The following is a 15,034-nucleotide window of genomic DNA, read 5'->3' as shown; positions in this document are numbered from 1 at the left end:
GGCTGCGCCGAAACGTTGCTTGCGGTTGCTTGCTGCTCGTGCTTGGTGCATGGACGCTGCCGGACGTGGCCGCTGAATCGGCGGCTTTTGCTCCTTTGAATGGCCAGCAGATCCGCTCCGCGTTGCGCGGCAGCTCAGTCGGCGACGGGAGACATTGGGAGCATCAGTACCTCCCCGATGGTCGACTCATCCGCTCCGAGAGCGGGACAAGCAAAGCGGGCCAATGGTCGGTTCAAGGCGACCAGCTGTGCCTGCTGAAGCCCGAGATCAGCAGCACACAGGCGGCGTGCTTCTCGGTGCATCGACGAGGCAACGAGTTGCAGTACCTAGATGGGCAGCAACTCGTATATCAAGGTTTTCTTAAAAGGAGTTCATGATGACTACATCCCCAGCATTTCAAAGTCAGGACGCGCTCAAGCCGCTGCCGTTCGATCCGTCAAAACTAACGGGTCTGTCCGAACGAATGATTCGTTCCCATTGGGAAAACAATTACGGCGGCTCGGTCAAGGCACTGGCCGCTGTCAAGGCCCGGCTGGTGCAGGCCGCAGGCGACAAGGACCTGCCGCCCTACATCTACAACGACCTGAAGCGCGAGCACCTAATTCGCACTGGATCGGTGGTGCTGCACGAACTGTATTTCGAGAACCTCGGGGGCAGTGGCGAGGCCGCAGCTACCGAGCGAGAGGCGATCGCTCAAGCCTTCGGCAGCTTCGAAGACTGGGTGAGGGAATTCCGCCGCATCGGTGCCGGCCTCGGTGGGGGGTCCGGCTGGGTGGTTCTTGGGTTCAACCTGCACACCAGGCAGCTGGAAAATTACTGGATGGCCGATCACGCGCATGGACCGGCCGCCACCGTTCCGATCCTGGTGATGGACATGTACGAGCACTCTTATCAGATGGACTACGGCGCTGCGGCGGCGAAATACATTGATGCTTTCTTCCAGAACATCCAGTGGGAGAGCGTGAGTGCACGGCTGGCCGGCGCACGTGCGATATGAGGCATTTAGCGTTGCATGTGGCGGGTTGGCACTCTCTCGTGTGCACGTGAAGATAGGCATCTCCGGACACCGACGGCGCGACGGCTCGGTATTCTCACAGGCGCGGACCCAAGCTGGCTGGTCTTGGTGCCCTTGTCCATCCTGGCCGAGCAACTGGTGCGTGCATGGAACTGGCGCCAATTGCTGTACCCCCTGCGCCCGGCGGGGCGCTTCGATTTGTTCGGCACCATCATGGCTGGCTACCTGCTGGCGGAGCGGGGCAAGCCACGCTAATGGACAGGCGAAAAACAAACTGAAATGAATCGTGTTGTTGACTACATCGAAGCCGCTGAGCGCGACAACACGCGTCGGAGCTACGCTTCGGCCATACGACATTTTGAAATAGAGTGGAAAGGCCTCCTGCCCTCGACGGCTGACGCCATCGCCCGCTACCTCGCCGACTACGCGCCTACCTTGGCCATCAACACCCTTCGCCAGCGGCTGGCGGCACTGTCCCGATGGCATGCCGACCAAGGTTTTGCGGACCCCACCAAGTCGCCCTTGGTGCGCCAGGTCCTTAAAGGCATTCGCTCAATTCACGCCGTGCCAGAAAAGCGCGCGCGCCCCCTGGAGCTGGCGGTGCTCCAGCAGATCGACCAGTGGCTCGATGTCGCGATTGGCAACGCCCAGCGGTCCGGCGACCGGCCGGCCTTGCTGCGCCAAACCCGCAACCGCAGCCTGATGTTGCTGGGGTTCTGGCGCGGCTTTCGCTCCGACGAGTTGGTCAACCTGCGCGTAGAGAACATCGAGGTGACGCCGGGCCAGGGCATGGCGTGCTACCTGGGCCGCACCAAAGGCGACCGGCAGCTGCAGGGCCGTGTTTTCAAATGCCCAGCCTTGTCCCGCTTATGTCCCGTGACGGCCTTCAATGCCTGGATCGACCTGGCCGGGTTGACCGAGGGTCCGGTGTTCCGCAAGATCGACCGCTGGGGGAATGTGGCCGACGAAAGTCTGCATGCCGACAGCCTGATTCCGTTGTTGCGCAGCCTGTTCGCCGAAGCCGGTGTCGAGTCGCCCGAGGAATACAGCAGCCACTCCTTGCGCCGCGGCTTTGCCGGCTGGACCCGCGCCAGCGGCTGGGACATCAAGGAACTGATGGAATACGTCGGCTGGAAGGATGTCAAATCGGCCATGCGCTACCTCGATGCGTCGGATTCCAGCCTGCAGGCCCGGTTCGAGCAGGGCCTGACGGCCCTGGCACCGGCAGTTCCGCAGCTACTGCCATTGTTGTTGACCGAACAAATCGAAGCGCCCCGCCCACCGGCCGAAGGAACGACGCCCATGGCAGTCCTGCGCGTCACGCTGGTGCTGGCCCGCTTCAGCAAGCAGTCGCGCGGCCTGGCTCGCGGTCACCGGCTGATCGAGCAGACCTGCTTTGAGCGTTTCGCCATGCAACGCCTGAACACCGAGGGAACGCTCTACGAGCTCGCAGTTCCCTACCTGTCACGTGACTTGCTGGACGAGGTGATCGCCACGCTGCTCGATGACATGTACCGCATCGCCGAGGACAACCAGTGCCTGCTGGAAACCTCATTTCACGAACCCGCGACCGACACCTACTGGGATTGAGGCGATGGGAAGCATTGCCGCCAGGCGGGGTAGTCCCCGCGAATGACCACGCTCCATGAGACGGCCTATCCCAGCCTGAAACCCGATCCGACACCCCGTGAGCTGGCGGAGCTTTACACACCGACCAAGGATGAACAACTCCTGGCTGCCGGCATCGGCAAGCGCGCCTTGCCGCGCATGGCGGCACTGATCCACCTGAAAGTCTTCCAGCGCCTGGGCTATTTCATCTCCCTGGCCGAAGTGCCGCCGGTGATCCGGGAGCACATTGCGCAGCAGGTGGGCGTGGTTAGGCCGCCCCCGGCGGCGGACCTCAAGCGCTTCGAGGCCTCGGGCTCGCGCACCGCCTTGTTTGCGACCTTACGCCGGCACCTCAATGTCAAACCTATGAACCCGGGGGGCCACGCCTGGCTGGAGGTCGTGGCCGACACGGCGGCCGAGACCAAACACGCGGTGGCCGACATCATCAACGTGATGCTGGAGGAGCTGGTCCACCATCGCTACGAGCTGCCCGCCTTCTCGACGCTGGACCGGATGGCGTATCGAGCCCGGGAAAAGAGCAACAACCGGTATTTCTCCGCAATCACCAACCAGCTGACAGCCCATACCCGGACCTTGATCGACAGTTTGCTTAAAACCGCCACGGGCGAGTCGGTTTCTGCCTGGCAAATGCTCAAACGCGAACCCAAGCGGCCGACCAACAAGGAAACGCGCACCTACATCCAGCACATCCGGCGCTTGCAGTACCTGGTGGAGCAGCTTCCCAAGCCCGACGTGCCGGTGCCCAAGCTCAAACAGTTTCGCCACCTGGCGCGCGCCCTCAATGCGGCCGAGATGGCCGAACTCAAGCCGCAAAAGCGCTACGCCCTGGCGGTGATCTTCATCCGGGCGCAGCATGCCCAGTCCCTGGACGATGCCGCGGACCTGTTTATTCGCCTGATGCAGAACCTGGAAAACAATGCCAGGCAGAAATTGCTCTCGTTCCAGCAGGAGCGGGTCCAAAAAACCGACATGCTGGTTGGCCAGCTCAAAGACATCCTGGGCGCCTACCAGCTGGAGGGCACCGACACGCAGCGTGTGGACGCCATCGGCACCACCCTGGTGGCCGACGTGGACGAGCTGCTCAACGAATGCGAACAGCACCTGGCCTATGCGGGCCGCAACCATCTGCCTTTCCTGCTGCAGCCCTACAAGATGGTCCGGGCCCAGTTGCTCAACTGCATCGGCATCGCCTCGCCCAAGGCCAGCAGCGAGGACCAGGTAGCGGAGCGGCTGATCGAGGCCCTTTACAAGCTGCGCGACAACCGTGCGGACATCGTGCCGCTGGACATGCTGGGCCTGACTGAAGACAAGGATTTCCGCTGGATGTCAGGCCAGTGGAAGCGGTTGGTGTTGGTCCGTCCATCCGGCAAGGGCCGGGCGGAGGCTGTCCACCGCCGGTATTTTGAACTGGCGGTCATGCATGCTGTCAAAGACGACCTGAAGTCGGGCGATCTCTTCATCAAGTACGGCGAGCGCTATGACGATTACCGCGAGCAGTTGGTCGATGACGAAACCTTTGAAAGAGAAGTGGGCGACTATGGCCAGGTCACCGGCATCGAGACAGATCCCGGCACCTTTGTGGCGATGCTCAAATCGGCGATGTCCCAGCGGGCCCACGACATCGACGCCACTTTCCCGGAAAACGCCCATGCCGAGATCGTCGACGGCCGCCTGATCCTGCGGAAACCGCCGCGCTCAGAAATCGTCGAGGCGGCCGCGCGGATCGACGCCCTGATCACCGAGCGAATGGAGGCGGCCAGCATCGTGGACGTCATGATCGACACCGAGCGCTGGTTGGACCTGCACAAGCTGTTCCGGCCACTCGCCGGGACCGACAGCCGCCTGGAGGATCTGCGCATGCGCGTCATCACGACGCTGTTTTGCTACGGCTGCAACCTGGGGCCCGTGCAGACCGCCAAATCGATCAAAGGTCTGAGCCGCCGGCAGATTTCCTGGCTGAACTTGAAATACGTCAGCGAGGACCTCCTGGACAAGGCCATTGTCAAGGTGATCAACGCCTACAACAAGTTTGAGCTGCCAGGCTACTGGGGCACGGGCAAACACGCGTCGGCGGACGGCACCAAGTGGAATCTTTACGAGCAAAACCTACTGTCCGAGCACCATATCCGCTATGGTGGGTACGGCGGTATCGGCTACTACCATGTATCGGACAAGTTCATCGCGCTGTTCAGCCATTTCATTTCCTGCGGCACCTATGAGGGCATCCACATCCTTGACGGGCTGATGACCAACGAATCGGACATTCGACCGGACACGATTCACGGGGACACCCAGGCCCAGAGTTACCCGGTCTTCGCGCTGGCGCACCTCCTGGGCATCCAGCTCATGCCGCGCATCCGGGGCATCCAAGACCTCAAATTCCATCGCCCGGAGCCGGGCAATGTTTACCGCAACATCAATGCGCTGTTCAGCGATGTGATCGACTGGCGGCTGATTGAGCTGCATTTGCCGGCGATGCTGCGGGTGGCGGTTTCCATCAAGACCGGCAAGATCACGCCGTCGGCGATCCTGCGCCGGCTCGGCACCTACAGCCGCAAGAACAAGCTGTATTTCGCGTTTGTAGAGCTTGGCAAGGTCATCCGGACCATGTTCCTGCTGAGCTACATCGGCGATGTCGGGCTGCGCAAGGTAATCCATGCCGAAACCAATAAGAGCGAGCAGTTCAACGGCTTTGCTCAGTGGTCATTTTTTGGGGGAGAAGGGATCATTGCGGAGAACATCCGGCACGAGCAGCGCAAGGTGATCAAGTACAACCACCTGGTGGCCAACATGATCATTCTGCACAACGTGGTGGGCATGACGAAGGTGCTGCAGGAGCTTCGCGACGAGGGGACCGAGATCACGCTGGAGATCCTGGGCGGCCTGGCGCCGTTCCGCACGGCGCACATCAACCGGTTTGGTGACTACACGCTGGATTTTCGGCGGAAGATTGGCCCCTTGAACTTCGATGCCACCATAATCCCAATGGAATCATAGACTTAGGGTCGTTTCTGCTGGGTTTTACATGAATCCCTGCCGACCCTCTTGAACTGATTCGCTCGGCTTAATCTCGAAAGTGCTTGGCTATTATTTTGCGGCTGTTAGTAGAGTGGACATCGTGCGTGTTCCAGTTGTTCCGGTCAGCAAGTCCGGTAGGTGAATCAACTAGTCTTTGACGGTCCGATAGAACGACTGCTAAATAATCCGTTCACACCGTTCCTTTTTATCGAGTGGGAAGGACGGCGTCGATAGGCAGACAATGGGTCGTTGTTATCATCGAAGACTATCGTGTTGTAGCTTTCCCGTGCTTGCTCGAAGCGGTCCGTAGCCAAGCGCAGGCACTTCGACGAGCCCCGCTATACAAAGGCCGTCCACGGCAAGGAGGGCAGCAGGCGGCGGTTTAGCCGGTCAGTATTCGTCGGCCAATACGCTCGTGGCTATGGATCAATTGCGTTCGGCGATTGCCCGGAGGCAGTTCTTGCCGGAGCCCGTGAATGGTGTTTCAGTGTTCTTGCAACCATCTATCGCGCCGATGTGGGCCAAGTTGGCAGTACGTCCCTATGCGCTTCGCAACGTGTTCGTAGATGGGTTTCTTGGACAAGTTGGGCAGGGCCTCCACATACCTCGCACACCCGCTTTGAAAGCGCCTCTACGTAGGCCAACATCGATGCGTCTGCAGGGTCGAGTCGGAAAAAGCGCAGATTAAGAAATCCCCACTTTTCCCGAGCAAGCAGTGCTACGGGTTGCACGTTGCGTATTCCAGTTGTTCTGGTCGGCAAGTCCAGCAGGTTGATCACGTAGTCCAGAGAACGTGACCACCCCGACGTTGAATGAGTAAAGGTGATAGGTCCGTCGGTGGATAGGCGCGGAATCCCTTCGCTCCATCTTCTTTCAGCCCCCAACAAGTTGAGCGGTGCTAAATGATGGCAAGCACCAAACTTTTTAGGTCTAGTCATCCCCGTTACAATGGTGCGATGCACAACCTGCTGCGACTCTCCCTGCACAGCTCGGGCACTGCCCGATGCACGGAGTTGCCGCGCGGTTTTTTCTGCTCCGTGACACCGCCATAGCGCTGTGTTTCCGGTGGCCCTAGGCACCCTTCTGGCGTGCCTTGCGGTCCTTTATTTCCCTGCACACTTTTTCGCTTTGCCGCTTCAAGCGTTCTTGCCTTTCGGGCTGGACTACGCATTTTGCGTCGGCACGTTAACTGCTTTGCGTGGCGCCTAAACCAATCGGTTCTCGTGGTCGCTGCGCGTCGTCTTTCTATTTTTGCTTCTGCCTATGAATCTCTCCTCAATCCGCCAAACATGGTTTTCTAACATCCGCGGAGACCTCCTCGCGGGCATCGTGGTCGCCCTGGCGCTCATCCCTGAAGCTATAGCGTTTTCGATCATCGCAGGCCTGGACCCCAAAGTCGGCTTGTACGCATCTTTCAGCATCTGCGTGATCATCGCTTTCGTCGGCGGCCGGCCCGGCATGATCTCCGCCGCTACCGGCGCCATGGCGTTGCTCATGGTCACGCTGGTCAAGGAACACGGGCTGCAGTACCTCCTGGCGGCAACGATTCTCACCGGAGTCCTGCAAATCCTGGCAGGAGTATTGAAACTGGGTCTTTTGATGCGCTTTGTGTCGCGCTCAGTCGTCACCGGGTTCGTCAATGCGCTGGCCATCCTGATCTTCCTGGCTCAGTTGCCGGAACTCACCAATGTGGGCTGGCAGGTGTATGCCATGACAGCTGGGGGCCTTGCCATCATCTATGGCTTCCCATACATCACCAAAACCGTTCCCTCTCCACTCATCACCATTGTTGTACTGACGGCCATCTCCATGGCAATGGGCATGGACATCCGGACGGTGGGTGATATGGGAGAACTGCCCGACAGCCTGCCGGTGTTTCTGATCCCGGACATCCCGCTGAATTTGGAAACGCTGAGAATTGTTCTTCCCTACTCTGCCGCGCTGGCAGTGGTGGGCTTGCTTGAGTCCATGATGACTGCGGCAATCGTGGATGACCTGACCGATACCCCCAGCAATAAGAACCGCGAATGCATGGGCCAAGGCGTGGCAAACATTGCTACCGGCTTCATTGGCGGCATGGCGGGCTGCGCAATGATCGGTCAATCGGTCATCAACGTGAAATCCGGCGGCCTCACCAGGTTGTCCACACTCTCTGCGGGCATTTTCCTTCTCTTGATGGTGGTGTTCCTCGGCCCATGGGTCAAGCAGATTCCCATGGCAGCGCTAGTGGCCGTGATGATCATGGTGAGCATTGGCACCTTCAGCTGGGACTCGGTGCGCAACCTACGCCAGCACCCGCCGAGCTCATCCATCGTGATGATTGCCACCGTGGTGGTCACCGTGTCTACGCACGACCTGGCCAAGGGTGTGTTTGTGGGTGTGCTGCTGTCGGGCATCTTCTTTGCGCACAAGGTGGGCCGTGTGCTGCGCGTAGACAGCAGCAGCGAAAACGAGGGCCGTGAACGTGTTTACAACGTCGTAGGCCAGGTGTTCTTCGCGTCTTCAGAAACCTTTTTGGGCGCCTTTGACTTCAAGGAAGCGGTACAGAAAGTGCGCATTGACGTGAGCCGCGCCCACTTCTGGGACATCACCGCGGTGAGCGCACTGGACAAGGCCGTTCTCAAGTTCCGCCGCGAGGGCACCGAGGTTGAAGTGATCGGCATGAACGAAGCCAGCGCCACGCTGGTGGACCGTTTTGCCATTCACGACAAGCCCGGCGCTGTCGAAAAACTGATGCACTAACAATCAAGGAGACAACACATATGAACAAGGTATACGCCTGCATTGATGGCATGGCAGCCACCGCCGCCGTGATCGACTGGGCCGCTTGGTCTGCCCTGCGGCTGGATGTGCCGCTGGAGTTTCTCCACGTTTTGGAACGGGACCCTGACCGCTCTGCCGCTACCGACCTGAGCGGGGCCATCGGGTTTGGCGCACAGGAATCCCTGCTGGGCCAAATGAGCGAGATTGATGCCCAACGCGGCAGGCTGGCCCAGGAAGCCGGCCGCCAGATGCTAGCCAAAGCCCAGGAACGGGCGCGCGTCGTCGGTGTGCAATGGGTGGATGCACGCATGCGCCACGGCGAGGTGGTGGATGGCGTTTTAGACATGGAGCCGGATGCGCGGCTGTTTGTGCTGGGCGAGCATTTCCACGCTACCGGTTTTGCCAAGCTGCACCTTGACCACCATGTGGAGCGTGTGGTCCGAGCCGTCAAGCGCCCCGTGCTGGTGGTCACCTCCGAGCACTTTGCCGAGCCTGATCGCTTTGTGGTCGCCTACGATGGCAGCGCCACCGCCCGAAAAATGCTTGAGACTCTGGCTCGCAGCCCCATGCTCAAAGGCATTCCTGCGTTGATCGCCATGGCGGCAGCAGACACACCCGAGTCCCACGTGCAACTGCAGGAGGCCCACAAAGTGCTGACTGAGGCGGGCTTTATCGCCGCCACAGTAATGCTCCAAGGCGAGCCTGAGCAAGTGCTGCCAGAGTTGTTGGAGGCGCAGGGCAACACCCTGCTGGTCATGGGCGCCTACGGCCACTCCCGCATTCGCCAGTTGGTGGTGGGCAGCACCACAACAACGCTGCTGCGTTTAAGCAAAGCACCGGTACTCATCTTGCGCTGACGACCAAACCCGCCGCCCACGGTGTGGGCTGGCACACCACTCAAGGAGGGCTCCGTTTGCATCGTTTTAAAACCTGGTGGTTAGTCTGCGTGGCCGCAGTAGTCGGAAAGCTGCTCTGGGCATCTCTATCTTCAGAAACCTTGTTCGCAGTGATGCAAGAGGACGGATTTGTCGAGTCGCTTACTCTTGGCCTCTATGCGGCAGCGTTTGGGACAGTGGCAATAGCGCCAGGCAGGGGGAGCCGACATTGGACGTCGTCGCGCCTGGCGCTGTTGATCGTTATATTGGGCTTGGCCGCCCGCGAGTGGGATGCGCACATCCGACTCACGGGGTCCAGCGTCTTACGAGTTTCCTACTATCTCAATGGGCCGCTCGCAGTTGAAAAACTGTGGGCGCTGAGCGCAGTGGCTTTGTTTGCGGCAAGCCTGTTGTGCCTTGCGTGGCACTACACCCGCGCACTGCGTCAACAGGCGCGCGGCAACGACGCGATCCGTTCCGCAGTGATTGCATTCATTGCAACCGCGCTGATCGCCAAAGTGCTCGACCGGGCCGTCAACGTCTTGGCGCAAGACTTTGAATTTGTGATACCAGTGACTTTTGCAATGCTGATGTTGTCCATCGAGGAGACGCTTGAGCTTGCTTTGCCATTGATTGTGGTGGCCGCCGTATGGCAACACGCCCGCACTGTATCCCCACGCGTATCTCGCACACGACCGTTGGGAAGCACAGCCCAATCCGGTTGAACGCTTGAAGCATCGGCGTGCTTCTTCTAATATTGACAGCCCAACAGTCCAACTCGCTTGCATCGATCAGTCCCATGTAGTGCCTCACACCTCAGGTCGGCCCCTCCCACGGAGGGTACTTACAAACCCGCCGAGCCATGTCTCGGCCAGGCTTGCACCTGATGTGATACCGCGCCGCCTCGGCGCCCTTTCCGAGGCTGTCAGCTTGTCTCCCATGTAGTGGCCGCTTGGCTTGCGCAAGATCGCGCGGGTCCATACAGCTTGCCTATGAAGGAGTGTTGACATGCGTTTTCGAACGAACTTACAAGCTTTTCTGGAGGGCGCCTACCTTGGGAAGCCAAGGCGAACGCCATGCCAGGCAAAAGGGGGAAGCGATGACCGCAACCTACCTTGAATCCACTGCCTTGATGAATCTTTGGTCTGGCTCCATCGGCTACCTCGGATACCCTTCGCACCCCACAGAGATCCATGCACGCGAAGCTTCACTGCGCGGGTGCGCGGTCGAGGCCACGGTTCTTGGGCCGATGCAGCAATGCGCTATCCCTGTGCTCATTCACGGAGAGGAGCGCGGCATCTTGCCAAGGCACGAATTGCCGGACTGGTTTCATACCGACTGGGGCGGGCATGTCCGCGAGGGGCAACGTCTACTGGTTCGCGTCGTCAACATTCGCTCAGACGGGGTCGCATTGGTTTCCATGCGACCACCTGCGTGATGGCCCGCCGAGGGGCCCGTCCAATGGACATCAGAGCTGAATCGCAGGGCATTTGCATCCGCTGGGGCACCTACTACCTTGCTTACCGTACCTCTATTACGGGTCAATCTGGCGATTTTGGTGCTACGGCTTATCTGGGGTACTACGATGTGGAAGGACGTATGTATGGCTCCGTGTGCTCCCCAACTGTCGCCAGAACTCGATGACCTCTGAAGAATTGATGAACGTGGTCCAGACCTACCGGTATCGCGATGCTGTGTTCGTGATCGTGGACTCACTGCCAATGCCATTTCAGGAGAGCTTCGTGGGGTTCCTCCGTGGATCGGCGGTGCCCGTGGGTGATGGCCTCAATCGATATGCGTTTACTTCCGACTTCGAGCGTTGGCTGGCGACCTGCCCACTAGTGCACAAAGCGCAGCCATGATGCGAAGACTACAACTGGCCGCCATGGTCACCGGGCTGACGTAGGCCAGGTTGGCCGCTGCTCGATATGTGCGTTGCAGCGCGTGCGGTGCCATGGCTCGGTGATCAGCGTGCCCGGTGCGCCACACACTTCGCAGATATGCATCGACAACTTTTCTACGTACACAACCATTGCCGCGTCAGCCGGGTCGAGAGGAAAGAACCGCAGACTGAGGCGGCCCCATTTCTCTCTCGTAACAAGTGCGCGTGCCTGGACGCCCCCAGAGTCAGCCCGCGCCTGCAATTGTTCCAACAGCACTTCGAGCAGTGCTACCCAGCCAGGTCCTCCACACGGGTGGCAATGCGTGTAGATCAAGGGATACTTTGTTTCGAGGTCTGCAACCCTCATAGGGGCTCTCCAACGCTCTCGAAGAAGTGCTCCAACCGATCTCGCTCAGCTGAACGCTGCTCCAACGTCCAGTCAACCTTGTATCCAATCTTCAGCAGCAGGCGGTAGTGTGTTCGCAAGTTGTCCAATCCTCTTTGCTGCAACGGATTGACGGCGCACTCGCACACTGGACAGCTCGACGTCACGCAGGATCTGTCGAAAGTGCCAAACCAATCGCAGCGCGGACAACTAAACGGGTACCCTTTTAGGGCATCTTTGAAAATCATTTCGTTCCTGCTTGGAGATCATTTCGGTACGGCTGGACCCCCGGAGCCCGCAGCTTGCGGATCACCAAAATTCCTTCCGACTAAGCCGCTCAAAGACAGAAGAGAAGGCTATCAGCGCCTCAGCGTCCCACTCGACAGCATTGGCAGTTGCTGCAACAGATGCACTGTCCTCCTCATGTTCCTGCGCCCTTCGCGCCACTTGCTCAATCAGACTCGTTCGTGGCACAAGTACATACCTCACATCGCAATCCAGCCCGTGAGCAAGCTTGGAGAGGGTTCGTAGCGTAATGCTGCCTTCAGCTTCGGCTATTTCGAGTTTTCTCACGCCCTGGGCGCTGATTCCAATGCGGCACCCCAGCGCGTTGGAACTCATTCCGAAAGCGAGCCTGATCGTTCTGACCCAACCACACCGGGGTGCGCCATCACGGTGGAGCCTCGCGTATTCGCGGAGCTGCGCATCCAACTCTGCCAAGCGGGTGACGTTCAAGCGACTTTTCAAGGGACAAACGGTGAATGCGAGATGAGGCAACACTTAAGGTTGCGCGCGATCAGTACGAGCGCAACCCACAGCTTTCCTTCGGCTCGTCGCAAGCAGCTTGCGCATTGCACACGGAAAGTTCAGCTATCTTCGCACGCAAGTCCCTTATGGGACTATTTAGTCCCATAAACTTTTGAACAAACTATGTGCGCGAGCAGAATTTGGATCCATGGCTGCTTCGGCGAGACCGAGCTGACCGCACTGCTGGAAGTCGGAGGGTGGGAAGCGATTCTGCCGAGTGCTCTGAAGGATCGTCAGGCTCCTTGCAGTCGCAAATCAGATGCGAGACCTCGTCCTCGACCAGCACGCTGACCTTCAGGGTGGCACTGGGAGCGCCGCGCTCGCGATGACACTGCTGCTCATCGCGGTGACCGAGCGCCAAGCGATGGGGCCCCGGCGACCATCTCAACATCGAAATGGAAACCCTGCACGATGTACTGGAACTACTCCAGCGCCCCGCATCGACCAGGAAATCGTGGACAGAGTGCTACAGCGCCGAAACGAACGGTCAGACGTAACGCTGATTCAGGCGATCAGAGAACTGACTCGTAGGAAAGCCAACAGCGCCTGGAACGCCACTAGAGGTGCTATCGGAAACTAGCACGGCGAAATCCTTATGGATGGTCTTCAAAATTTCGTTGATCGACTGGCCATCCAGCTCCGAGCAATAGGCTGCGGCAACAAGGGTCAGAGGATGAATTGCAGGCTTGCAGGCAGACTCTCAAATCGCCCGGATTGCTTGGCACCTGATGACCCTGCTCAATACGGCCCACGTGCCGCCTGCTGGTGGAGTTGAGCAAGTCCCCCTGGGTCGCGCACGTTGCCGACCTCAGGCGCTTCAAAGCGGCGACCAAAATTGGCTTGGATTGGCCGCGGTGTGTCGAGTCGGCATTGACTCGATTTCCGCTCAAGATGAACTAAAAAGACGACGACCAACTAGTCCCCATTTTGGTTGAAATTAGGCCTTTTACCTATGCCTAGCTTATGCGGTTCTTGATCTCATGGTGCACCCAAGTCTACCGAGTGCCTAGAAGGGTAGCCGAATGCGTAGTTGAGATCGAAAAGCTGATCACCAGTTTGATACGTGACGGACCGGTGTTCAGGGCGCAAGAACAGCATTTGCGGCCCACCGGTAAACGGGGTGCACCTGAACATCCAGTCCGCTCCGTACCAGAGCACGACTCTGATCATGAACACCCTGTCGCTGTTCACTTTCCACGGAGCGATGCTGCTGCCGGGCAATCGCTCGCACGTTGTGGGTCCGGCTGCCTCAAGCTGGCAATGTGAGGTGATCTGCAGGCTGCAGTGGGTTATGGGGCGAGGAGGCGGTTGGCATCTGCGCATCTTGCAGGTTGGCAGGTATTGCGCTTCACACTTGAAGCCGTCATTCGAGCCCTATCAACATCCCAAATGCCAAGATTAATAACGCCCTTGCTTCTATATTTATTTAATATAGAAGATCCATTTCGTCTCTCAATGCACCGAATGCTTGACCTGCTTTTTTGAGTTTTGAGTGCGTGACTAACGCCTGTTTAATTTAAATGTCAAAAAATCATCGTTGCAGGAAATTGAAATGCTCTAGATTTCTTAACCAATCGACCCAGTCGTTGACCAATGTGCTTGAATATCTGTACACTTTCGAATTAAGTGGCCAAGTCACTGACTGGCAGTCATTGAAAATCCATGAATCAACAGCTTCCACAACGAAGCATGACCTTTAGCCGACTAGCTAACTTTGAGCGATCGATCTGTTTTTTGAGCACCCCAATGGAGAGCCATTTCGGAGGCGACCGAGCCGACGGACCGCTTATGGGCAGACTTCGGACCGTTGAGAAAACGCCCAGACGGCTTTCACGCAGAGGCGCACCGCAGGTCTAACTGATCGTTGGCGCCACAACGCATTCCTTGATCGAACCGCCCGGATTTAGCAGGACAGTCGATGCGCAAGCTGTTGGCGAGGGCGCGCAGAAGGAGGACTGAGACCATATCGAGTGGGCTGACGCAGGTGACCAGATGAGAGCGGCCATACGCAGCAAGAAAGAGAAAGCAGCCGAAACCTATGCGGTTGACAGACTGGACCCGAGCAAAAAGGGCCTATTGCGCTGAGCTACACAAGCTTGCATTTCCCTTGATGGAGAGCTCCTGAAATTTACGTCCTGAGCGGACCACATTCTGCGCATGTCGGACGGTGCGCAGATGCACGTCTACTTATGGTGTTACCTAGAACGAAAGTTGATGCCCGGCAAGGTTTATGAGTTCAATCCTTCCAGTCTATCTCCCCAGCGCGTTAACGATATGCCTAGGGCCATTGAGCGTTTGTCCAAGCGATTCCGATTTAACAACGCCCGTCCACGAACGGTAACCCAGGCACTGCACTTCTTGGCCAGCATTCTGAACTGGCTAGACGAGCCTAACCACCAGGGACGCTATGAAGCAGTCCTGAGCGACCCCGACCTGGCACTGGAGGCTCTAAACAGCACCACAGCTACGTGCGGCAGCGAATGCAGGCAATCGCACGGGAATAACTTCGGCCAGGCGGCAGCGTCGAACCTCGACACCAATGCCATCAAGATGATGTCCGTGGTTCACGACCGGGAATACGGCGACGAGATTGAACCTATTCCGTTTTTCCATAGCGAAGGTGTCAAGCCTCCCAAAACTGAAAGTGTGGCCGGCTTCAT

At 58.5% G+C, this 15,034-nt stretch carries 11 protein-coding genes and 1 pseudogene; 11 read left to right on the top strand and 1 reads right to left on the bottom strand.

What is annotated here, in order from left to right:
• Nucleotides 1-29: 29 nt before the first annotated feature.
• The 10 genes from K226_RS0114910 (at nt 30) to K226_RS0114870 (ending at nt 11,162) form a co-directional block, all read left to right on the top strand.
• Nucleotides 30-377 (top strand): hypothetical protein, encoded by a 348-nt coding sequence (locus K226_RS0114910; RefSeq protein ID WP_024815562.1) that lies wholly within the window; start codon nt 30-32, stop codon nt 375-377.
• On the top strand, nt 377-997 hold the full coding sequence (locus K226_RS0114905) for a superoxide dismutase (protein WP_024815561.1): 621 nt from the start codon (nt 377-379) through the stop codon (nt 995-997). Before K226_RS0114910 ends, K226_RS0114905 begins: the two co-directional genes overlap by 1 nt.
• Before the next feature lie 126 nt (nt 998-1,123).
• Nucleotides 1,124-1,270 (top strand): hypothetical protein, encoded by a 147-nt coding sequence (locus K226_RS19875; protein ID WP_153587080.1) that lies wholly within the window; start codon nt 1,124-1,126, stop codon nt 1,268-1,270.
• A 24-nt stretch (nt 1,271-1,294) separates the two neighbouring features.
• Complete coding sequence (locus K226_RS0114895) at nt 1,295-2,605, top strand: site-specific integrase (protein WP_024815560.1); 1,311 nt, start codon at nt 1,295-1,297, stop codon at nt 2,603-2,605.
• Nucleotides 2,606-2,647: 42 nt separating this feature from the next.
• Entirely contained in the window at nt 2,648-5,641 is a 2,994-nt protein-coding gene (locus K226_RS0114890; RefSeq protein ID WP_024815559.1) for a Tn3 family transposase, read from the top strand.
• Between the two features lie 1,284 nt (nt 5,642-6,925).
• A complete protein-coding gene (locus K226_RS0114885; RefSeq protein ID WP_024815558.1) occupies nt 6,926-8,404 on the top strand; it encodes a SulP family inorganic anion transporter in 1,479 nt (492 codons plus the stop codon).
• A gap of 20 nt (nt 8,405-8,424) precedes the next feature.
• Nucleotides 8,425-9,282 carry a universal stress protein gene (locus tag K226_RS0114880; protein WP_024815554.1) on the top strand — a complete coding sequence of 286 codons (858 nt, stop codon included), beginning with the start codon at nt 8,425-8,427 and terminating at the stop codon, nt 9,280-9,282.
• Nucleotides 9,283-9,338: 56 nt separating this feature from the next.
• On the top strand, nt 9,339-10,025 hold the full coding sequence (locus K226_RS0114875; RefSeq protein WP_155886556.1) for a hypothetical protein: 687 nt from the start codon (nt 9,339-9,341) through the stop codon (nt 10,023-10,025).
• Nucleotides 10,026-10,399: 374 nt separating this feature from the next.
• A complete protein-coding gene (locus tag K226_RS19870; RefSeq protein ID WP_155886555.1) occupies nt 10,400-10,738 on the top strand; it encodes a hypothetical protein in 339 nt (112 codons plus the stop codon).
• A 202-nt stretch (nt 10,739-10,940) separates the two neighbouring features.
• Nucleotides 10,941-11,162: a hypothetical protein gene (locus K226_RS0114870; protein WP_024815552.1), complete on the top strand. Its 222-nt coding sequence runs from the start codon at nt 10,941-10,943 to the stop codon at nt 11,160-11,162.
• 714 nt (nt 11,163-11,876) lie between these two features.
• Here the strand turns inward: K226_RS0114870 and K226_RS0114865 are convergent.
• Entirely contained in the window at nt 11,877-12,347 is a 471-nt protein-coding gene (locus tag K226_RS0114865) for a helix-turn-helix domain-containing protein (RefSeq protein WP_255346701.1), read from the bottom strand.
• A gap of 2,241 nt (nt 12,348-14,588) precedes the next feature.
• On the opposite strand from K226_RS0114865, the pseudogene K226_RS19060 reads away from it, so the two are divergent.
• Nucleotides 14,589-15,034, top strand: a pseudogene (locus K226_RS19060) (hypothetical protein); the annotation flags it as partial.

The organism is Acidovorax sp. JHL-3 (assembly GCF_000526295.1).
Lineage (GTDB): Bacteria > Pseudomonadota > Gammaproteobacteria > Burkholderiales > Burkholderiaceae_C > Acidovorax > Acidovorax defluvii.
Note: the sequence above shows the minus strand (reverse complement) of the source record. Positions and strands in the feature narration are given on the sequence as shown.